An 18798-nucleotide genomic window follows, 5' to 3' on the forward strand; every position below is an offset into this window, starting at 1 on the left:
TCACTCCACAAACAGGCAGGCGGGCTGTTCCAGCAGGCCGCGCACGGCCTGGATGAACAGGGCGGCATCCATGCCGTCGACCACGCGGTGGTCGAACGAGCTGGACAGGTTCATCATCTTGCGCACAACGATCTGGCCATCGATCACCACCGGCCGTTCGACCATGCGGTTGACGCCGACGATCGCCACTTCCGGGGTGTTGACCACCGGGGTGCTGACGATGCCGCCCAGGGCGCCGAGGCTGGTCAGGGTGATGGTCGAGCCGGACAGCTCCTCGCGGCTGGCCTTGTTGTTGCGCGCGGCGTGGGCGACACGGGCAATCTCGCTGGCGTTGCTCCACAGGTTGCCGGCCTCGGCGTGGCGCAGTACCGGCACCATCAGGCCGTTGTCGCCCTGGGTGGCGATGCCGACATGCACCGCGCCGTGGCGGGTGATGACCTGGGCCTCGTCGTCGTAGGTGGCGTTGATCTGCGGGAAGTCGCGCAGGGCGACGACCATGGCGCGCACCAGGAACGGCAGCAGGGTCAGCTTGCCGCGGCTGTCGCCGTACTTGGCGTTGAGCTGCTGGCGCAAGGCTTCCAGGTTGGTGACGTCGATTTCCTCGACGTAGCTGAAGTGGGCGACGCGGCGCTTGGCGTCCTGCATGCGTTGGGCGATCTTGCGGCGCAGGCCGATAACCGGCACCTGCTCGCTGTCGGTGCGCTTGCCGTAGCCGCTCGGCGCCTGGCCGGCGCTGCTCTGCGGTTTACTGATGAAGGCGTCGAGGTCTTCATGCAAGATGCGCCCGGCCGGGCCGCTGCCATGCACGTAGCGCAGCTCAATCCCGGCGTCCAGGGCGCGTTTGCGCACGGCCGGGGAGGCCAGTGGCTTGTCGTGGGCTTCGCGCGGCACGATAGGCGCGGCGGCGTGGGTCGCGGCAACCTGGGGTTGTGCTTCGATGCGTGGCTCGGGTTGGGCCGCGGCCTTGACCTGCGCCGGTTCCGGTTCCGCCGGCTTGGCCTGGGGCGCGTCGACATGGTTGCCGCTGCCTTCGACCTCGATGCGGATCAGCTCGCTGCCGACCGCCATCACTTCACCCGGCTGGCCACCCAGGGCCAATACCTTGCCGCTGACCGGCGAGGGGATTTCCACGGTGGCCTTGTCGGTCATGACATCGGCCACCACCTGGTCCTCGGCGATCATGTCGCCGACCTTGACGAACCATTCCACCAACTCGACCTGCGCGATGCCTTCGCCAATGTCCGGCATCTTGATGACGTGCGTGCCCATTCAGACCTCCATGACCCGTTTCAGTGCCGCGCCTACCCGCGAAGGGCCGGGGAAGTAGGCCCATTCCTGTGCGTGGGGGTAGGGGGTGTCCCAGCCGGTGACGCGCTCGATCGGCGCCTCGAGGTGATGGAAGCAATGCTCCTGGACCAGCGACACCAGTTCGGCGCCGAAGCCGCAGGTACGGGTGGCCTCGTGCACGACCACGCAGCGACCGGTCTTCTTCACCGACGCGACGATGGTTTCCAGGTCCAGCGGCCACAGGCTGCGCAGATCAATGACCTCAGCGTCGACGCCGCTCTCCTCGGCGGCCACCTGCGAGACATACACGGTGGTGCCGTAGGTCAGCACGGTGACGTCGTTGCCCGGGCGGGTGATCACCGCCTTGTCCAACGGCACCGTGTAGTAGCCATCCGGCACCGCGCTGTGCGGGTGCTTGGACCACGGGGTTACCGGGCGGTCGTGGTGGCCGTCGAACGGGCCGTTGTACAGGCGCTTGGGCTCGAGGAAGATCACCGGGTCGTCGCATTCGATCGAGGCGATCAGCAGGCCCTTGGCGTCGTAGGGATTGGATGGCATCACGGTGCGCAGACCGCAGACTTGGGTGAACATCGCCTCGGGGCTCTGGCTGTGGGTCTGGCCGCCGTAGATGCCACCGCCGCAGGGCATGCGCAGGGTCAGCGGCGAGATGAACTCGCCGGCCGAACGATAGCGCAGGCGGGCCATCTCCGAGACGATCTGGTCGGAGGCGGGGTAGAAGTAGTCTGCGAACTGGATTTCGACCACCGGACGCAGACCATAGGCGCCCATGCCCACGGCGGTGCCGACGATGCCGCTCTCGGAGATCGGCGCGTCGAACACGCGGGACTTGCCGTACTTGGTCTGCAGTCCTTCGGTGCAGCGGAACACGCCGCCGAAGTAGCCAACGTCCTGGCCGTAGACCACCACGTTGTCATCGCGCTCGAGCATGACATCCATGGCCGAGCGCAGGGCCTGGATCATGGTCATGGTGGTGGTGGACATGGCGTTTTCCAGATGGATGCTGTTGTTGTGATCGTTCATCTCAGACCCCCAGTTCCTGGCGCTGACGGCGCAGGTGGTCGGGCATTTCCTTGTACACGTCCTCGAACATCGAGGCGGCGCTGGGGATATGGCCATTGCTCAGGGTGCCGAACTGCTCGGCATCCTTCTGCGCCTTGATCACCTCGGCCTCAAGCTCCGCGGTGACCGCTTGGTGCTCTTGCTCGGACCACTGGGCGAGCTTGATCAGGTGCTGCTTGAGGCGGGCGATCGGGTCGCCCAGCGGGAAATGGCTCCAGTCGTCGGCCGGGCGATACTTGGACGGGTCGTCCGAGGTCGAGTGCGGGCCGGCGCGGTAGGTGACCCATTCGATCAGCGTTGGGCCCATGCCGCGGCGAGCGCGTTCGGCGGCCCAGCGCGAGGCGGCGTAGACGGCGATGAAGTCGTTGCCGTCGACCCGCAGCGAGGCGATGCCGCAACCTACGCCACGACCGGCGAAGGTGGTCGACTCGCCGCCGGCGATGGCCTGGAAGGTCGAGATCGCCCATTGGTTGTTGACCACGTTGAGGATCACCGGGGCGCGGTAGACGTGGGCGAAGGTCAGGGCGGTGTGGAAGTCCGATTCGGCGGTGGCGCCGTCGCCGATCCATGCCGAGGCGATCTTGGTATCGCCCTTGATCGCCGAGGCCATGGCCCAGCCGACTGCCTGGACGAACTGGGTGGCCAGGTTGCCGCTGATGGTGAAGAAGCCGGCTTCGCGCACCGAGTACATGATCGGCAGCTGGCGACCCTTGAGCGGGTCGCGGGTGTTGGACAGCAGCTGGCAGATCATGTCCACCAGCGACACCTCGCGGGCCATCAGGATGCTCTGCTGGCGGTAGGTGGGGAAGCACATGTCGGTGCGGTTGAGGGCCAGGGCCTGGCCGCTGCCGATGGCTTCCTCGCCCAGGCTCTGCATGTAGAACGACATCTTCTTCTGGCGCTGGGCGACCACCATGCGGCTGTCGAAGATGCGGGTCTTGAGCATGGCGCGCATGCCCTGGCGCAGCACCTTCGGGTCGATGCCCTCGGCCCAGGGGCCGACGGCGTCGCCATGCTCGTTGAGCACGCGCACGAGGCTGTAGGAGAGGTCTGCCGTGTCGGCAGGCTCCACATCGATAGGGGGTTTACGGACTTGACCGGCGTCATTCAGACGCAGGTAGGAGAAATCGGTCTGGCAGCCTGGCCGGCCTGTAGGCTCGGGCACATGCAGACGCAGGGGGGCGTACTCGTTCATGCTTTTTACGCTCGCTCGAATGTTGTTTTTGTGAGCTTTGAAGCGGCCGCTGCTGACTGCCTGCTTGTGACTGGCAGGTCAGCGTCTTTTTACATCATAGGGGGACGGCAAAAGAATTTTTCTCTCAAGTTCATTGCCTTTGTCCGGCGGCGCAGATAAACATTCCGTACAAACACAAAAACCAGGTCAATTTCTCTCATGCGTAAACTGGATCGAACGGATATCGGCATCCTCAACAGCCTGCAGGAAAATGCCCGCATCACCAACGCCGAGCTTGCGCGCTCGGTCAACCTTTCGCCCACACCGTGCTTCAACCGGGTCAAGGCCATGGAGGAGTTGGGGGTGATCCGCCAGCAGGTCACGTTGCTATCGCCCGAGGCGCTGGGGCTGGATGTGAATGTGTTCATCCACGTCAGCCTGGAGAAGCAGGTGGAGCAGTCGCTGCACCGTTTCGAGGAGGAGATTGCCGAACGGCCTGAGGTCATGGAGTGCTACCTGATGACCGGGGATCCGGATTACCTGCTGCGGGTGCTGCTGCCGAGCATCCAGGCGCTGGAGCGCTTCCTCGATTACCTCACGCGCTTGCCCGGAGTGGCGAACATTCGCTCCAGCTTTGCGCTGAAGCAGGTGCGCTACAAGACCGCGCTGCCGTTGCCGGCCAATGGCATGACCCTGCGCGAGCAATGATCCGGGCAAGGTGCCTGGGGTGCTTGATATTTTAAACACCCCCGGCCTATGTTGTGTGCGTCGCCATTCCCGGCATGCGAACACAACAAGAAGGACAGCGTCATGACGACCGAAGGCCCGCGCGCCCAGGCAGCGCACCTCAAGGGCATCGATGAAATCGAATGCGTCACCCCCGACCTTAACGGCGTGCCTCGCGGCAAGGTGATGACCGCAGAGGGTTTCCTCGAAGGCCGCCGCCTGCAGATGGCCCGTGGGGTCCTGCTGCAGTGCATCATGGGCGGTTACCCGGCGGCCAAATACTATGGCAGCGACGACGGTGATCTGGCGCTGGTGGCGGCGCCTTCGCAGATCCACCGCCTGCCCTGGAGCGACGAGCCTCGGGCCCTGGCGATCTGCGACGCGGTGGAACTCGATGGCACGCCCTCGGGGCTGTCCAGTCGTGGCCAGCTCAAGGCGGTGATTGCCCGCTATGCCGAGCGCGGGCTGGCGCCGGTGGTGGCGACAGAGCTTGAGTTTTTCGTGTTTGCCGCCAACAGCGACCCGACCCTGCCGTTCCAGCCGCCGCTGGGCAAGGACGGGCGTCGGGAAATGGGGCACTCGGCCTTCAGCGTCAGCTCCAACAACGGTCTGCGTCCGTTCTTCAACGAGGTGTACCGCTGCATGGCGGCGTTGGGTCTGCCGCGTGACACCTTCATGCACGAGATGGGCGTAAGCCAGTTCGAGATCAACCTGCTGCACGGTGACCCGTTGCTGCTGGCCGACCAGACCTTCCTGTTCAAGCACCTGCTCAAGGAGGTCGCGCTCAAGCACGGCCTGACCGTGGTGTGCATGGCCAAACCACTGGCGCACACGCCCGGCAGCTCGATGCATATCCACCAGAGCCTGGTCGACAGCGCCAGCGGGCGCAATGTATTTAGCGACGAGCAGGGCAGGGCGACCGACACCTTCCACCATTTCATCGGTGGCCTGCAGGCTTGCCTGGCTGACTTCACCGTGCTGTTCGCGCCTAACGTCAATTCCTACCAGCGGCTGTGCCACCCCTATGCGTCGCCGAACAACGCCTGCTGGTCCGAGGACAATCGCGGCGCGGGCCTGCGCATCCCGGCCAGCTCACCTGCGGCCCGGCGGGTGGAGAACCGCCTGCCGGGCGCCGACGCCAACCCCTACCTGGCCATCGCCGCGAGCCTTGCCGCCGGGCTGCATGGCATCGAGCGCCAGATCGCGCCAACGCCGGCGATCCAGGGCGAGTTCGAGGTGCCCGAGCACCTGAGGCTGCCCTGTACGCTGCACGCCGCGCTGGAACGCCTCAAGCGCAGCAACCTGGCGCGGGAACTGTTCGGCAGGGAGTTCATCGAAGGCTACATCGCCACCAAGACCCTGGAGCTGAGCGATTTCTTCGATGAGATCACGCCCTGGGAGCGCCGCGTGCTGGCCGCGCAAGCCTGAGCGCGACACGACCGCTACTGGATGCGCCCCCGGCGGCCGATTTAGCCGCCGGGGGCCTGCGCTGCAGTGAATTTGCTTTTATGCTTGGCGGCAACCTCGCGCCACCAGATCAAGGAGCTTGACGGGACGTATGCGAAATATCTGGAAGCCGTTTCAGTCGTTGTACTTCGCCGCCCTGATGATGCTGATCGGTTCGGGTCTGCTCAGTACCTACCTGGCCCTGCGTCTGGCCGCCGACCATGTCGACAGCCTGTGGATCGGTGCGCTGATGGCGGCCAACTACTTCGGCCTGGCGGTAGGCGGCAAGGTCGGGCACCGGCTGATTGGCCGGGTCGGGCATATCCGCGCCTACGCCACCTGTGCCGGCATTGTCGGCGCGGCGGTGCTCGGGCACGGGCTGACCAGCTGGCTGCCGGCCTGGGTCGGGCTGCGCATGATCGTCGGCCTGGGGATGATGTGCCAGTACATGGTCATCGAGAGCTGGCTCAACGAGCAGGCCGATGCCAAGCATCGCGGCGCGGTGTTCAGCGGCTACATGATCGCTTCCTATTTGGGGCTGGTGCTTGGCCAGTTGATCCTGGTGGTGCATCCGCAGCTTGGGCCTGAGTTGCTGATGCTCGTGGCGATGTGCTTTGCCCTGTGCCTGGTGCCCGTGGCCATGACCCGACGCATCCACCCCGCGCCATTGCGGCCGGCGCCGATGGAGCCGAAGTTTTTCATCAAGCGTGTGCCGCAGTCGCTGTCCACGGTACTTGGCTCGGGTCTGATCGTCGGTTCGTTCTATGGCTTGGCGCCGCTGTATGCGTCCAGCCAGGGGCTTTCCACCGAGCAGATCGGCCTGTTCATGGGCAGTTGCATTTTCGCCGGCCTGCTCGTGCAGTGGCCGTTGGGCTGGTTGTCCGACCGCTATGATCGCGCCGTGCTGATACGTGGCGTGGCGATCGGCCTGGCCCTGGCCTCGGCGCCGCTGGCGATCCTGCCAGGCGTGCCGTTGGCGCTGTTGTTCGGCATCGGTTTCATCATATCGCTGCTGCAGTTCTGCCTGTATCCGCTGGCGGTGGCGTTCTCCAACGACCATGTGGAAAGCGAGCGGCGGGTCTCGTTGACCGCCATGCTGCTGGTCACTTATGGCGTGGGCGCCTGCATCGGGCCGCTGGCGGCCGGGGTGCTGATGAAGCTGCTGGGCGCGCAGATGCTGTATGCCTTCTTCGTATTCTTCGCCCTGGTGCTGGTCTGGCGTATCCGGCCCAAGGCAGTCACCGGGCTGCACCAGGTCCAGGATGCGCCGCTTGGGCACGTGGCCATGCCGGCGGCTGGCTCGCCCTTGTCGGCGGCCCTTGACCCTCGGGTCGATGAGCAGACCGTGCAGGAGGTGATGCAGGCGCCGGTGGCGGCGGAAGATACCGAAGAGGAGGCCGGCATGGAGAGGGAAAGCGAGACGAGCAAATCAGCTACTCGCTGAATGCAAAACGCCACCCATGGGGTGGCGTTTATCATGTCCTGGCGACGCTCAATAGTCGTCTTTGTCGAACCGCCGTGCCTCGCGCTGCAGTTGATAGACGAAACTCTCGATCTTGCGCTGTGCCTGACCGTTGAGGTTATGGAAGCGCACCCCGGCGAAGGTGGTGTTGATGCGTTCCTCGAAGTGCAGGTGACGCAGTTCTACCAGGGTGTCGGTCAGGCCCAGCGGGTTGCCGGCCTTGAAGCGTTCGTAGACCTGGCCCAGTTGCAGGCGGTCCTCGACGTTGCCGTCGAAACGCAGCTTGCAGCCGGTGGCGGAGATGTCCAGCAGTTTGCCGCGCAGGGCGCCGTTGCCCTTGAGGTGGGCGCCGTCGAGGGTGATGTCGACCAGTTGCGATAGCTTCAGCGCGGCGCGGAAGGCGTTGCGACGCTGGTGATAGGTCACTTCCTCGGGCAGTGGGCCGCGGTAGCAGCGATGGCCGTCGATCTCGGTGATGGTCAGTGGTGTGCTGGACTCCCAGGCGATGCGCACGCCGTCATGGAAGCCTTCGACGCGGAACGACTCGCCGTTCTCGATGTACTTTTCGCCATCGCGGGGGATCATTTCATCCAGTGCCAGGACGCCGTTGTCCCGGTCGACGTGCACCACATAGCTCTGGAATCGCTGGCTGCGCTCGTGGAAGCTGATGATCAGCGGGTCGTGGCTATCCAGCAACTGGCGCAAGTTGGCCGTGATCTCCAAAGGGGTGGTGAGCACCTTTGGTGGCTGGGGCGCATCGGATTCATTGAACACGGGTTATCAATCTCCAGGCAAAACGGCACACGCAAGTTACGGCATTTTGCCAGTATGTTCCGTGTCTTGGTACAAATAAGATAGAACTAATCACACTTGGCTGAGTGCGCGGGGCTTGGCCATTGGCGAGGTGCCGCCACGGCTGTCGTAGAGCGACGGGGAATCGCCACCCTGAAGGATTCTGATCTGGTTCGCCGTGGTCTGTTGTTGCACTTGGATGATCCGGCCATTGGTCTCGTTGACCTGCCGGCAGGCATCCATCAGCTCGCCCAGTGCATCGAGCCGGCTCATGATGGCCTCGCCATTGCTCGACTGTGCGGCCAGCGCCTGGGCCCCCTCGCGATCGGCACTCAGGCCGAGTTCGAGGAGCAACTGACTGCGCCGCTTGCCCTGCTGCTCGAGCAAGATGATCAACGACTGCTTGCGGGCCAGGATTTGCTCCAGGGCCAGCATGTCCCGACCGTGCAGGGCTATCGCTTCGTTCTGCAGAAGCTCGAGCAGTTCCTGCGTCGGCGCTATGTCGTTTTCAATCAGTTGCAGCAGGGTAGTGTCGTGCATGGCTAACTCTTGGCGTGTTGCGTCCTTGAAGTCAGCGCGCCTGAAGGTCAGCGCTGGGCTTCGAAATCAAGCAGTTTGCTGGCGACCCGGTCGGCATCGACCTTGTAGCTGCCGTCTGCGATGGCCTGCTTCAACTCGGCCACGCGGGCGCTGTTGACGGTCGGCTGATCGCGCAGCTTGTCGCTGATCTTCTGCAATTGCTGGGCCTCTGGGCTCAGGTGTACCGCTTCTCCGCTGGCATTGGCGCGCTTTGGCGCTTCACTGGCTTCGCCGGCTTTTTCGGCGTTGCCTGGCGCGGCATTGCCGCGAACGCCGCCCGTGACGGACGGAGAGTTGTTGAGACGACTGAAGTCGATGACCATGTTCAGAACCCCTGGGAATTAGGACGCATGCCTGGTTTTCGGCCAGCCTGAGCAAAACTTTAGGTGTGAATGCATCAGGGCCTCCAGGTACAGGTGCGCAACCCGATTTGTGACACAGTTTAGGGCGCGCGGTTCCACATCGCCAGCGTTCTGTCATTATCCCGACACGGTGTGTTACATGGCCACCTCGACCTGGCCGGGGCCTGTGACCCGCGCCTTGACCACGCGCCTGGAATTCAGGTTGCGCACGCGGATCTGCGTCTGCAGGCCGCCCTTGTCCAGTGCCTCGCCCGGCATGCGCACGCTCAGGCTGCCGCTGCGGGCGATGATCACCACATGGTCGCCCTTGCGAACCACCTCGGCCTGTTCCAGGTGCTGTTGCGTCAGTACCTGGTCGAGCACAGTGGGGCGCAGCAGCTTCATGCCCACGGCCTGGTCGAGCTGGGTCAGGTAGCCTGGGCCGAGGCTGCCGACATCGCGCTCGCGCATGGCCACATCGCCTTCGGTCACCACGCTTTCGCGCTTCAGGGGGCGCGTCATGACCACCACATCGCGCAGCAGGCGGACCTGTGCCGGGACGAACACCGTCCAGGGCGCGGCACTGTCGCAGCGTACCCGTACCGTGACCCGCCCGAGCGGCGTCGAACTTTCCAGCGAGGCATCCAATTGCTGGCTGCATTGGGGCATGCGCAGGCGCGGGTCCAGGGTATTGACTTGGATTTCGTAGCGGCCCGGGGTTTGGGTCGTCGCCAGATAATCCTCTACGGTGAACTCAAGAAACCCCTGAGTGACACCGATAAGCTGTTCAGGCAAGGTAAAAGAGTCCGCCAGCGTACGAATGCCGGGTGCCAGCAGGCACAGGGCGGCCAGTGAGCCGGTCAGCAGGCGCGTCAGTCGTCGGAAATTTGTCGTTTTCGTGTACATGGCGTTCAAAAAAGCAAAGCCCGTGCCGATTCGGTACTTAGGCAATCGTTGAAGGAGTCTGGCATGGCTGGAGTGATGGATTCGGTCAACCAGCGCACGCAACTGGTGGGGCAGAACCGCCTGGAGCTGCTTTTGTTTCGCCTCAATGGCGATCAGCTCTACGGCATCAATGTGTTCAAGGTGCGGGAGGTGCTGCAGTGCCCGGACCTGACGCTTCTGCCCAGATCCCATCCGGTGGTGCGCGGTGTGGCCAACATTCGGGGGGCGACCATCCCGATCCTTGACCTGTCGATGGCCACTGGCCTTCCGCAGTTGAAGGAAGAAACGCGCAACAGTTTCGTGATCATCACCGAGTACAACACCAAGACCCAGGGCTTCCTGGTGCACTCGGTCGAGCGCATCGTCAACATGAACTGGGAAGAGATCCATCCGCCACCCAAGGGCACCGGGCGCGATCACTACCTGACCGCCGTGACCCGGGTCGACAATCGCATGGTCGAGATCATCGATGTCGAGAAGGTGCTGGCCGAAGTGGCGCCGTCGTCCGAGTCGGTGTCCGAGGGGGTGATCGATGCCGAGGTGCAGGACAAGGCGGTGATGTTGCGGGTGCTGACGGTCGATGATTCGTCGGTGGCGCGCAAGCAGGTGAGCCGTTGCCTGCAGACTGTGGGGGTCGAGGTGGTGGCGCTCAACGACGGTCGCCAGGCCCTGGACTACCTGCGTAAGCTGGTGGACGAGGGCAAGCGTCCGGAGGAAGAGTTCCTCATGATGATCTCGGATATTGAAATGCCGGAAATGGACGGCTATACCCTCACGGCGGAGATCCGCAGCGATCCGCGTATGCAAAAGCTGCACATCTGCCTGCATACTTCGCTGTCCGGGGTATTCAACCAGGCGATGGTCAAGAAGGTCGGTGCTGATGACTTCCTGGCCAAGTTCAGGCCGGACGATCTTGCCCAGCGCGTGGTCGATCGGATCAAGGCGAGTCATTGAAACGGCCGGGGCTCGTCCCCGGCGCTAGCGATTTAAGAAGAGGCGGCAGCATTGTCTACGGGTAATTTGGATTTCGAACAGTTCCGGGTCTTCCTGGAGAAAGCCTGTGGCATCCTGCTGGGCGAGAATAAGCAGTACCTGGTCTCCAGCCGTCTCAACAAGCTGATGGAGCAACAGGGCATCAAGTCGCTGGGCGAATTGGTGCAGCGCATCCAGACCCAGCCACGCAGTGGTTTGCGCGAGCAGGTGGTCGATGCCATGACCACCAACGAGACGCTGTGGTTTCGCGACACCTACCCGTTCGAAGTGCTCAAGAGCAAGGTGATCCCGGAGTTCATCAAGAACAATCCGGGCCAGCGGCTGCGCATCTGGTCGGCGGCCTGTTCGTCGGGGCAGGAGCCGTATTCGATCTCGATGTCGATCGACGAGTTCGAGCGCACCAACCTCGGCCAGTTGAAGATGGGCGCGCAGATTGTTGCCACCGACCTGTCCGGCGCCATGCTCAACAACTGCAAGACTGGCGAGTACGACAGCCTGGCCATTGCCCGTGGCCTGTCCCAGGAGCGCCTGCAGCGCTACTTCGACCCCAAGGGGCCGGGGCGCTGGGCGGTCAAGCCGCCGATCCGCAGTCGCGTCGAGTTCCGTTCGTACAACCTGCTCGACAGCTATGCGCCGCTGGGCAAATTCGACATTGTGTTCTGCCGCAACGTGCTGATCTACTTCTCGGCTCAGGTCAAGAAGGACATCCTCATGCGCATTCACAGCACGCTCAAGCCTGGTGGCTACCTGTTCCTTGGCGCGTCCGAGGCGCTCAACGGGTTGCCGGACCACTATCAGATGGTCCAGTGCAGTCCAGGGATCATTTACCAGGCCAAGTAAGGTCGGGCAAAAAAGGCCGGTGTCTTGCGACACCGGCCTTTTTTGTTCCTGTTGTCAGGGCGTGGTCTTGAGTTTGAGGTTGCCGGTCGGCGGGGGATAGCCCTTGACGTCAATTTTTTGTTTTGCCGCTTTTGCCGCCTGGCAATTGCCGCTTGATGCGCGCAAAGCGGAAGCGCCTTGCCGCTTTTCTGGCAGCGCCATCGCCTATTTGATCGGCTGGCCCCCTATTTACGAGGGTTTTGATGGTTGGCACAGCCCTTGCTAAAGCCTAAGCCAACGAAACTCTGGTCAACCTCCGAAGGTTTCCCCGATATGAGCATCAGCTTCGACAAAGCGCTCGGCATCCACGAAAAGGCGCTGGGCTTTCGCGCCCAGCGTGCCGAGGTGCTGGCCAACAACATCGCCAACGCCGACACGCCCAACTACAAGGCGCGTGACATGGACTTCTCTTCGGTGCTCGCCGCCGAGGCCGATAAACAGCAGAACGGACGTATCGCCCTGGACCGCACCAACAGCCGTCACATCGAGGCCGAAGGCCTGGCGATGATGGACGACACGTTGCAGTACCGCACCCCGATGCAGCCGTCGATCGACCAGAACACCGTGGACGCGCAGATCGAGCAATCGAACTACACCGAAAACGCCGTTGGCTTCCAGGCCAGCTTCACCCTGCTCAACAGTAAATTCAAAGGGCTGGTATCGGCCCTGCGCGGAGAGTGACCATGTCCCTTGCCAGTGTCTTCAACATCGCCGGTAGCGGCATGAGCGCGCAGAATACGCGCCTGAACACCGTCGCTTCGAACATCGCCAACGCCGAGACGGTGTCCTCGAGCATCGACCAGACCTACCGCGCCCGCCACCCGGTATTCGCCACCACCTTCCAGCAGGCCCAGAGCGGCGCGGGCCAGTCGCTGTTCGAGGATCAGGGCGAGGCGGGGCAGGGCGTTCAGGTCAAGGGCATCATCGAGGACCAGAGCAACCTCGAGGCCCGCTACGAGCCGAACCACCCGGCGGCGAACAAGGACGGCTACGTCTACTACCCGAACGTCAACGTGGTCGAGGAGATGGCCGACATGATCTCCGCCAGTCGCGCGTTCCAGACCAACGCCGAACTGATGAACACCGCCAAGAACATGATGCAGAAAGTGCTGACCCTGGGTCAGTAAGCAGGGAGCCGTAATGACTACCACCAATACCGATACCAAGGTCGGCAGCGGCTATCTGGATTCGCTGCAGAAGCCTGCCAACAAGAGCAACACCGGGCAGGCCGGCAGCGCGCTGGGCAAGGATGCGTTCCTGCAGTTGCTGGTGACGCAGATGAAGAACCAGAACCCGCTGGATCCCCAGGACAACGGCGAATTCGTCGCGCAGTTGGCCCAGTTCAGCAGCCTCGAGGGCATCCAGTCGCTGAAGGAGTCGGTCGACGGCATCCTCACCGGCATTGGTTCGTCCCAGGCGCTGCAGGCCACTTCGCTGGTCGGTCGCTCGGTGATCGTGGCGAGCGACAAGGCGGTGGTCGACACCACCAAGAGCTTCAATGGCCAGGTCGTGGTGCCGTCGAACATCACCGAGGGCAAGGTCAGCATCAAGGACAAGGATGGCAACGTGGTCAAGACCATCGACCTGGGGGCGCGCAAGGCCGGTACCGCCGACTTCATCTGGGACGGCAAGAACGAGAAGGGCGAGGCGGTCGAGCCGGGCACCTATACCTTCAGTGCCGAGACCAAGGTCGACGGCAAGGCCAAGACGCTGGCCACGCTGCTGCCGGCCAAGGTCAACAGTGTCAGCTTCCAGAACGGCAGCGAGATGATGCTCGACCTGGCCGGTATCGGCAAAGTCGGCATCTCCAAAGTAACCACCATCGGAATCTAACGCCGCAGCATCGGCACAAGGAGCGAGTAAATGTCTTTCAATATCGGCCTTAGCGGTCTCTACGCGGCGAACAAGGCTCTGAACGTTACCGGCAACAACATTGCCAACGTCGCCACCACCGGTTTCAAATCGTCGCGCGCCGAGTTCGGCGACCAGTATTCGCAGTCCATCCGTGGCACCGCCGGCGGCAAGACCCAGGTGGGCAGCGGCGTGAAGACCATGGCGGTCTCGCAGATGTTCAACCCGGGCAACATCAATGGCACCGGCCAGGCGCTGGACATGGCCATCGACGGCAACGGCTTCTTTGCCCTGAATGACAACGGCTCGCGGATTTACACCCGCTCCGGCGCCTTCTACAGCGACAAGGAAGGCTACGTGGTCAACGCCAACGGCGCCAACCTGCAGGGTTATCCGGTGGATGAAAACGGCAAGGTCATCCAGGGGTCGCTGACCAACCTGAAGATCGATACTTCGAACCTGTCGCCAAAGCCGACGGGTCGCATTTCCGAAACGGTCAACCTGAACTCCAGCGACGCAGCGCCGACGGTTGCGCCGTTCGATCCGACCAATGTCAAAAGCTACAACTACACCTTCAATACCCCGGTCTACGACAGCCAGGGCAACGAACACCAGATGAACCAGTATTTCGTCAAGGATGCCGGTACCAACTCCTGGACCATGTACACCACCATCGATGGTCGCAATCCGGCCGACCCCACCTTGTCCACTCCGCTGGTCAACAAGCTGCCGTTCACCTCGGCAGGCAAGCTGGATACCGCCGCAATGGCTGCCGGGCCGGTCGCAGGTGGCTTGACCGTCGCTGCCGACAAGACCTTCCAGCTGGCCAACTGGGTGCCGGCCGAGAAGAACGCCGCAGGCGCCTGGGTAGGCAATGGTGCCACCGCACGCACCGGTGGTGTGACTCTGGACATGCTGGCCACCACTCAGTACAACGCGGCCTCGGCCACCACTGCCAAGGACCAGGATGGCTATGCCACCGGTGAGCTCGCCGGCCTGACCGTGGATCAGAGCGGCAACCTGTTCGCCAACTTCACCAACGGCCAGAACAAGGTCATCGGTCAGGTGGTGATCGCCAACTTCGCGAACCTGCAGGGGCTGACCCCGGTCGGCGCCACCGCCTGGAAAGAGTCCTACGCTTCGGGCGTGCCGATCATCGGCGAGCCGGACACCGGTACCCTGGGTCGTATCGCGGGCAGTTCCCTGGAAGACTCCAACGTCGACCTGACTGGCGAGTTGGTCAACCTGATCAAGGCGCAGAGCAACTACCAGGCCAACGCCAAGACCATTTCCACCGAAAGCACCATCATGCAGACCATCATCCAGATGACCTGATGATCGTGGCGTGAAAAAGCCCCTGCTTGCGGGGGCTTTTTCACGTCTGGCACAGCGGAGGGCAAAGCCATGAAGAAACTGTCGATGCTTGTGGCGGTGGCGGGCGCACTGTTGATCGCGCTCTCGCTGCGCGCCGCGCCGGCGCCCTGGTATCAGTGGCAAAGCCTGGCGACCGGGCGCTACATGTGCTCGGCCACCGATCCGGGCGAGGGCTGGAAGCGTCATTCCGGGCCCTACAACAATGGCGCGTGTCGGAACAACTGACGGGGTGTTGCCGCCTGCGGCAAACATTCGCCGACAAACTGACGCTTTTGGCCTTGGCGTGGCCCTGAATACCCCGTACTCAAAGGGTTGTGTCAGCTTGGTTCGATATTTGCTTTAGCCTTGCCAACGATAGCGCGGCAAGGTTCGCGTAGAGGAGATGCTGTGGACAAGATGCTTTACGTGGCCATGACCGGCGCCAGCCAGAACGCGCTGGCGCAGAAGGCCCATGCCAACAACCTGGCGAACGTTTCCACCAACGGCTTCCAGCGTGACCTGGAGCAGGCGCGTTCGATGCCGGTGTTCGGCGACAGCTTTCCGGCACGCGCCTTCGCCATGACCGAGCGCCCGGCCACCGATTTCAGCGAGGGTGCGCTGGTCGAGACCGGTCGGGAGCTGGATGTGGCGGTTGCCGGCAAGGGTTTCATCGCCGTGCAGGCACCAGACGGTAGCGAAGCCTACGTGCGCACCGGCAGCCTGAACATCGACGCCCTGGGCGTGCTGCGTGCTGGCAACGGCATGCCGGTGATCGGCAATGGCGGTCCCATCGCTATTCCGCCGGAGCAGAAGGTCGAGGTCGGCGACGACGGCACCATCAGCATCCGCGCCATGGGCGAGGATCCGCGGGTGATGGCCGAGGTCGACCGGATCAAGCTGGTCAATCCGGATATCAAGGGGCTTACCAAGGGCCTGGACGGCATGATCCACACCACCACTGGCCAGCCGGCTGACGCCGATGTCAACGTGCGGGTGGTCTCGGGTTTCCTGGAGTCGAGCAACGTCAATGCCGTCGAGGAAATGACCTCGGTGCTGGCGCTGTCCCGTCAGTTCGAACTGCACGTCAAGATGATGAACGCGGCCAAGGAAGGCGATGAAGCCATGGCTCGGGTTTTGCAAATCGGCTAATTACATTTGAACGGGTGCCGTAAAACAGGCGCACGAGGAGAACATTAAATGCTTCCGGCTCTTTGGGTCGCTAAAACCGGCCTGTCCGCCCAGGACACCAACCTCGCGGTCATCTCCAACAACTTGGCCAACGTCTCGACCACCGGCTTCAAGCGTGATCGTGCCGAGTTCCAGGACCTGCTCTACCAGATCAAGCGCCAGCCTGGCGCGCAGTCCACCCAGGACAGCGAGCTGCCTTCGGGCCTGCAGGTCGGTACCGGTGTGCGCATCGTCGGCACCCAGAAGAGTTTCAATGCCGGCAGCCTGCAGACCACTGAAAACCCGCTGGACATGGCGGTCAACGGTCGCGGTTTCTTCCAGATCCTGCAGCCCGACGGCACCGTGTCGTACACGCGCGACGGTACCTTCCACCTGAACTCCGACGGCCAGATCGTCACCGCCAACGGCTTTGCCCTGGAACCGGCCATCGTCGTGCCGCCAGACGCGCAGACGTTCACCGTCGGCAAGGACGGCACCGTGTCGATCACCACCGTCGGCAACCCGGCCGCGCAGGTCATCGGCAACATCCAGACCGCCGACTTCATCAACCCGGCCGGTCTGCAGGCGATCGGTGGCAACCTGTTCCTGGAGACCGCTGCCAGCGGCGCGCCGCAGGTCGGCACCCCAGGCCTGAACGGCTTCGGCACCACCGAGCAGCAGACCCTGGAAGCGTCCAACGTTAGCACCGTCGAAGAGCTGGTGAACATGATCACCACCCAGCGCGCCTACGAGATGAACTCCAAGGTCATCTCCGCCGCCGACAAGATGCTGTCGTTCGTCACCCAGCAGCTGTAACCCCTGGCGGCCCGCCGGGTGCGGGCCGCTGACCATTCGCTCGCTGTTGCAGCGCCTGTTTTGCCTAGAGGTAAGCGTCATGAAACGTCTGTTGTCCGTGTTCGCCCTGGGGGGGGCGGTATCGTTGGCCGGTTGCGTCGCGCCGACGCCCAAGCCCAACGATCCGTACTACGCGCCGGTCCTGCCGCGCACCCCGTTGCCGGCAGCGGCCAACAACGGCTCGATCTACCAGGCCGGTTTCGAGCAGGGCCTGTATACCGATCGCAAGGCGTTTCGGGTCGGTGACATCATCACCATCACCCTCAACGAGCGCACCTCGGCGAGCAAGAACGCAGGTTCCCAGATCCAGAAGAACAGCAAGGCCAACCTCGGTCTGACCTCGCTGTTCGGTACCGTGCCGAACACCAACAACCCGTTGGGCAGTGGCGACCTCACCCTGGAGGCCGGCTACAGCGGTGACCGTTCCACCAAAGGTGACAGCAAGGCCACCCAGGGCAACACCCTGACCGGCTCGATCACCGTCACCGTGGCCGAGGTGCTGCCTAACGGCATTATCGCCGTGCGTGGCGAGAAGTGGATGACCCTGAACACCGGCGAAGAGCTGGTGCGCATTGCTGGCCTGGTGCGTGCCGACGACATCGCCACCGACAACACCGTGCCGTCCACCCGCGTGGCCGACGCGCGCATCACCTATTCGGGCACCGGCTCGTTTGCCGATGCCAGCCAGCCCGGTTGGCTGGACCGCTTCTTCATCAGCCCGCTCTGGCCTTTCTGAGTACGGATGACCATGTTCAACGCTAGGCGGTTGATTGCCGCGACACTACTTCTGTCTTGTGCCTTCGGCGCTCACGCCGAGCGCTTGAAGGATATCGCCAGCATTTCCGGCGTGCGGGCCAACCAGCTGATCGGCTACGGCCTGGTGGTGGGCCTGAACGGTACCGGTGACCAGACCACCCAGACCCCGTTCACCCTGCAGACCTTCAACAACATGCTGTCGCAGTTCGGTATCAAGGTGCCGCCAGGATCGGGCAACGTGCAGTTGAAAAACGTTGCCGCGGTGTCGGTGCATGCCGACCTGCCGGCCTTCGCCAAGCCGGGCCAGGTGATCGACATCACGGTGTCATCGATCGGCAACTCCAAGAGCCTGCGCGGCGGCAGCCTGTTGATGACGCCGCTCAAGGGGATCGACGGCAACGTCTACGCCATCGCCCAGGGCAACCTGGTGGTCGGTGGATTCGACGCCGAAGGCCGTGATGGCTCGAAGATCACCGTCAACGTCCCGTCGGCCGGTCGTATTCCCGGTGGCGCGTCGGTCGAGCGCGCGGTGCCAAGTGGCTTCAACCAGGGCAACAGTCTCACCCTGAACCTCAATCGCCCGGACTTCACCACCGCCAAGCGCATCGTCGACAAGGTCAACGAGCTGCTTGGCCCGGGCGTGGCCCAGGCCGTCGATGGTGGTTCGGTGCGGGTCACCGCGCCGATGGACCCGAGCCAGCGAGTGGACTACCTGTCCATTCTCGAGAACCTGGAGATCGATCCGGGGCAGGCTGTGGCCAAGGTCATCATCAACTCGCGCACCGGTACCATCGTCATCGGCCAGAACGTCAAGGTCTCGCCGGCGGCGGTGACCCACGGCAGCCTGACCGTGACCATCACCGAAGACCCGATCGTCAGCCAGCCGGGGCCGTTCTCCAACGGCCAGACCGCCGTGGTGCCACGCTCGCGGGTCAATGCCGAGCAGGAAGCCAAGCCGATGTTCAAGTTCGGCCCGGGCACCACGCTGGATGAGATCGTCCGCGCGGTGAACCAGGTCGGCGCAGCGCCGAGCGACCTGATGGCGATCCTCGAAGCCCTGAAGCAGGCCGGTGCGTTGCAAGCCGACCTGATCGTGATCTGAGGACGCCAGG

At 63.3% G+C, this 18798-nt stretch carries 22 protein-coding genes; 14 read left to right on the forward strand and 8 right to left on the reverse strand.

What is annotated here, in order from left to right:
* From AC25ND_RS20745 to AC25ND_RS20755, 3 genes are read right to left on the reverse strand one after another with little or no spacing between them, the layout of a single operon-like run.
* Positions 1–1269 (reverse strand): dihydrolipoamide acetyltransferase family protein, encoded by a 1269-nt coding sequence (locus AC25ND_RS20745; RefSeq protein WP_182324086.1) that lies wholly within the window; start codon positions 1267–1269, stop codon positions 1–3.
* Positions 1270–2328 carry an alpha-ketoacid dehydrogenase subunit beta gene (locus tag AC25ND_RS20750; RefSeq protein ID WP_028691052.1) on the reverse strand — a complete coding sequence of 353 codons (1059 nt, stop codon included), beginning with the start codon at positions 2326–2328 and terminating at the stop codon, positions 1270–1272. It lies immediately after the preceding gene.
* A 1-nt stretch (position 2329) separates the two neighbouring features.
* A complete protein-coding gene (locus tag AC25ND_RS20755) occupies positions 2330–3562 on the reverse strand; it encodes a thiamine pyrophosphate-dependent enzyme (protein ID WP_486976565.1) in 1233 nt (410 codons plus the stop codon).
* Between the two features lie 198 nt (positions 3563–3760).
* Here AC25ND_RS20755 and bkdR point away from each other — a divergent pair, with 198 nt between their 5' ends.
* The 3 genes from bkdR (at position 3761) to AC25ND_RS20770 (ending at position 7157) form a co-directional block, all read left to right on the forward strand.
* The gene (gene bkdR, locus AC25ND_RS20760; RefSeq protein WP_028691050.1) at positions 3761–4249 is read left to right on the forward strand and encodes a Bkd operon transcriptional regulator BkdR; all 489 of its coding nucleotides are present in this window, start codon (positions 3761–3763) and stop codon (positions 4247–4249) included.
* 204 nt (positions 4250–4453) lie between these two features.
* Positions 4454–5695, forward strand: a complete 1242-nt coding sequence (locus tag AC25ND_RS20765; RefSeq protein WP_186597450.1) for a glutamine synthetase family protein — start codon at positions 4454–4456, stop codon at positions 5693–5695.
* A gap of 130 nt (positions 5696–5825) precedes the next feature.
* Positions 5826–7157 carry an MFS transporter gene (locus AC25ND_RS20770; protein ID WP_186597436.1) on the forward strand — a complete coding sequence of 444 codons (1332 nt, stop codon included), beginning with the start codon at positions 5826–5828 and terminating at the stop codon, positions 7155–7157.
* A gap of 48 nt (positions 7158–7205) precedes the next feature.
* On the opposite strand, the gene AC25ND_RS20775 is transcribed toward AC25ND_RS20770, so the two are convergent.
* From AC25ND_RS20775 to flgA, 4 genes are all read right to left on the reverse strand, one after another.
* Positions 7206–7949 (reverse strand): flagellar brake protein, encoded by a 744-nt coding sequence (locus AC25ND_RS20775; RefSeq protein ID WP_028691047.1) that lies wholly within the window; start codon positions 7947–7949, stop codon positions 7206–7208.
* Positions 7950–8039: 90 nt separating this feature from the next.
* The gene (locus tag AC25ND_RS20780) at positions 8040–8507 is read right to left on the reverse strand and encodes a flagella synthesis protein FlgN (protein ID WP_062360674.1); all 468 of its coding nucleotides are present in this window, start codon (positions 8505–8507) and stop codon (positions 8040–8042) included.
* Between the two features lie 47 nt (positions 8508–8554).
* On the reverse strand, positions 8555–8869 hold the full coding sequence (gene flgM, locus AC25ND_RS20785; RefSeq protein WP_028691045.1) for a flagellar biosynthesis anti-sigma factor FlgM: 315 nt from the start codon (positions 8867–8869) through the stop codon (positions 8555–8557).
* Between the two features lie 174 nt (positions 8870–9043).
* Positions 9044–9793, reverse strand: coding sequence for a flagellar basal body P-ring formation chaperone FlgA (gene flgA, locus AC25ND_RS20790; RefSeq protein ID WP_028691044.1), 750 nt, complete (start codon positions 9791–9793; stop codon positions 9044–9046).
* A 63-nt stretch (positions 9794–9856) separates the two neighbouring features.
* On the opposite strand from flgA, the gene AC25ND_RS20795 reads away from it, so the two are divergent.
* Together AC25ND_RS20795 and cheR are read left to right on the forward strand one after the other, a co-directional pair.
* Complete coding sequence (locus AC25ND_RS20795) at positions 9857–10786, forward strand: chemotaxis protein CheV (RefSeq protein ID WP_028691043.1); 930 nt, start codon at positions 9857–9859, stop codon at positions 10784–10786.
* Positions 10787–10837: 51 nt separating this feature from the next.
* A complete protein-coding gene (cheR, locus tag AC25ND_RS20800; RefSeq protein ID WP_028691042.1) occupies positions 10838–11665 on the forward strand; it encodes a protein-glutamate O-methyltransferase CheR in 828 nt (275 codons plus the stop codon).
* A gap of 54 nt (positions 11666–11719) precedes the next feature.
* Here cheR and AC25ND_RS20805 read toward each other — a convergent pair whose 3' ends face one another.
* Positions 11720–11866 (reverse strand): hypothetical protein, encoded by a 147-nt coding sequence (locus tag AC25ND_RS20805; RefSeq protein ID WP_155952689.1) that lies wholly within the window; start codon positions 11864–11866, stop codon positions 11720–11722.
* Positions 11867–11977: 111 nt separating this feature from the next.
* Here AC25ND_RS20805 and flgB point away from each other — a divergent pair, with 111 nt between their 5' ends.
* The 9 genes from flgB (at position 11978) to AC25ND_RS20850 (ending at position 18788) form a co-directional block, all read left to right on the forward strand.
* Positions 11978–12385 (forward strand): flagellar basal body rod protein FlgB, encoded by a 408-nt coding sequence (flgB, locus tag AC25ND_RS20810; RefSeq protein WP_028691041.1) that lies wholly within the window; start codon positions 11978–11980, stop codon positions 12383–12385.
* Positions 12386–12387: 2 nt separating this feature from the next.
* Entirely contained in the window at positions 12388–12831 is a 444-nt protein-coding gene (gene flgC / locus AC25ND_RS20815) for a flagellar basal body rod protein FlgC (RefSeq protein WP_028691040.1), read from the forward strand.
* 13 nt (positions 12832–12844) lie between these two features.
* The gene (gene flgD / locus AC25ND_RS20820) at positions 12845–13537 is read left to right on the forward strand and encodes a flagellar hook assembly protein FlgD (protein WP_062360678.1); all 693 of its coding nucleotides are present in this window, start codon (positions 12845–12847) and stop codon (positions 13535–13537) included.
* Positions 13538–13567: 30 nt separating this feature from the next.
* A complete protein-coding gene (flgE, locus tag AC25ND_RS20825; protein ID WP_062360680.1) occupies positions 13568–14890 on the forward strand; it encodes a flagellar hook protein FlgE in 1323 nt (440 codons plus the stop codon).
* Positions 14891–14959: 69 nt separating this feature from the next.
* Positions 14960–15154 carry a hypothetical protein gene (locus tag AC25ND_RS20830; protein ID WP_062360681.1) on the forward strand — a complete coding sequence of 65 codons (195 nt, stop codon included), beginning with the start codon at positions 14960–14962 and terminating at the stop codon, positions 15152–15154.
* Between the two features lie 162 nt (positions 15155–15316).
* Positions 15317–16057 carry a flagellar basal-body rod protein FlgF gene (gene flgF / locus AC25ND_RS20835; RefSeq protein WP_062360683.1) on the forward strand — a complete coding sequence of 247 codons (741 nt, stop codon included), beginning with the start codon at positions 15317–15319 and terminating at the stop codon, positions 16055–16057.
* Between the two features lie 48 nt (positions 16058–16105).
* On the forward strand, positions 16106–16891 hold the full coding sequence (flgG, locus tag AC25ND_RS20840; RefSeq protein ID WP_028691035.1) for a flagellar basal-body rod protein FlgG: 786 nt from the start codon (positions 16106–16108) through the stop codon (positions 16889–16891).
* A gap of 79 nt (positions 16892–16970) precedes the next feature.
* Positions 16971–17666 carry a flagellar basal body L-ring protein FlgH gene (flgH, locus tag AC25ND_RS20845; RefSeq protein ID WP_028691034.1) on the forward strand — a complete coding sequence of 232 codons (696 nt, stop codon included), beginning with the start codon at positions 16971–16973 and terminating at the stop codon, positions 17664–17666.
* Between the two features lie 12 nt (positions 17667–17678).
* On the forward strand, positions 17679–18788 hold the full coding sequence (locus tag AC25ND_RS20850; protein WP_028691033.1) for a flagellar basal body P-ring protein FlgI: 1110 nt from the start codon (positions 17679–17681) through the stop codon (positions 18786–18788).
* Positions 18789–18798 lie beyond the last annotated feature (10 nt).

The organism is Pseudomonas sp. P110(2024), from assembly GCF_057480795.1.

What these genes read in the sequence shown, in the direction of transcription:
- flgG (WP_028691035.1), top strand. Translation starts at nt 16,106, where the DNA reads ATGCTTCCGGCTCTTTGGGTCGCTAAAACCGGCCTGTCCGCCCAGGAC.
- AC25ND_RS20805 (WP_155952689.1), bottom strand. Translation starts at nt 11,866, where the DNA reads ATGGCGCTGCCAGAAAAGCGGCAAGGCGCTTCCGCTTTGCGCGCATCA.
- flgH (WP_028691034.1), top strand. Translation starts at nt 16,971, where the DNA reads ATGAAACGTCTGTTGTCCGTGTTCGCCCTGGGGGGGGCGGTATCGTTG.
- AC25ND_RS20770 (WP_186597436.1), top strand. Translation starts at nt 5,826, where the DNA reads ATGCGAAATATCTGGAAGCCGTTTCAGTCGTTGTACTTCGCCGCCCTG.
- AC25ND_RS20830 (WP_062360681.1), top strand. Translation starts at nt 14,960, where the DNA reads ATGAAGAAACTGTCGATGCTTGTGGCGGTGGCGGGCGCACTGTTGATC.
- bkdR (WP_028691050.1), top strand. Translation starts at nt 3,761, where the DNA reads ATGCGTAAACTGGATCGAACGGATATCGGCATCCTCAACAGCCTGCAG.
- AC25ND_RS20780 (WP_062360674.1), bottom strand. Translation starts at nt 8,507, where the DNA reads ATGCACGACACTACCCTGCTGCAACTGATTGAAAACGACATAGCGCCG.
- AC25ND_RS20750 (WP_028691052.1), bottom strand. Translation starts at nt 2,328, where the DNA reads ATGAACGATCACAACAACAGCATCCATCTGGAAAACGCCATGTCCACC.
- AC25ND_RS20765 (WP_186597450.1), top strand. Translation starts at nt 4,454, where the DNA reads ATGACCGCAGAGGGTTTCCTCGAAGGCCGCCGCCTGCAGATGGCCCGT.
- AC25ND_RS20755 (WP_486976565.1), bottom strand. Translation starts at nt 3,562, where the DNA reads ATGAACGAGTACGCCCCCCTGCGTCTGCATGTGCCCGAGCCTACAGGC.
- AC25ND_RS20745 (WP_182324086.1), bottom strand. Translation starts at nt 1,269, where the DNA reads ATGGGCACGCACGTCATCAAGATGCCGGACATTGGCGAAGGCATCGCG.
- AC25ND_RS20850 (WP_028691033.1), top strand. Translation starts at nt 17,679, where the DNA reads ATGTTCAACGCTAGGCGGTTGATTGCCGCGACACTACTTCTGTCTTGT.
- AC25ND_RS20795 (WP_028691043.1), top strand. Translation starts at nt 9,857, where the DNA reads ATGGCTGGAGTGATGGATTCGGTCAACCAGCGCACGCAACTGGTGGGG.
- flgB (WP_028691041.1), top strand. Translation starts at nt 11,978, where the DNA reads ATGAGCATCAGCTTCGACAAAGCGCTCGGCATCCACGAAAAGGCGCTG.
- flgM (WP_028691045.1), bottom strand. Translation starts at nt 8,869, where the DNA reads ATGGTCATCGACTTCAGTCGTCTCAACAACTCTCCGTCCGTCACGGGC.
- flgA (WP_028691044.1), bottom strand. Translation starts at nt 9,793, where the DNA reads ATGTACACGAAAACGACAAATTTCCGACGACTGACGCGCCTGCTGACC.
- flgC (WP_028691040.1), top strand. Translation starts at nt 12,388, where the DNA reads ATGTCCCTTGCCAGTGTCTTCAACATCGCCGGTAGCGGCATGAGCGCG.
- flgE (WP_062360680.1), top strand. Translation starts at nt 13,568, where the DNA reads ATGTCTTTCAATATCGGCCTTAGCGGTCTCTACGCGGCGAACAAGGCT.
- flgD (WP_062360678.1), top strand. Translation starts at nt 12,845, where the DNA reads ATGACTACCACCAATACCGATACCAAGGTCGGCAGCGGCTATCTGGAT.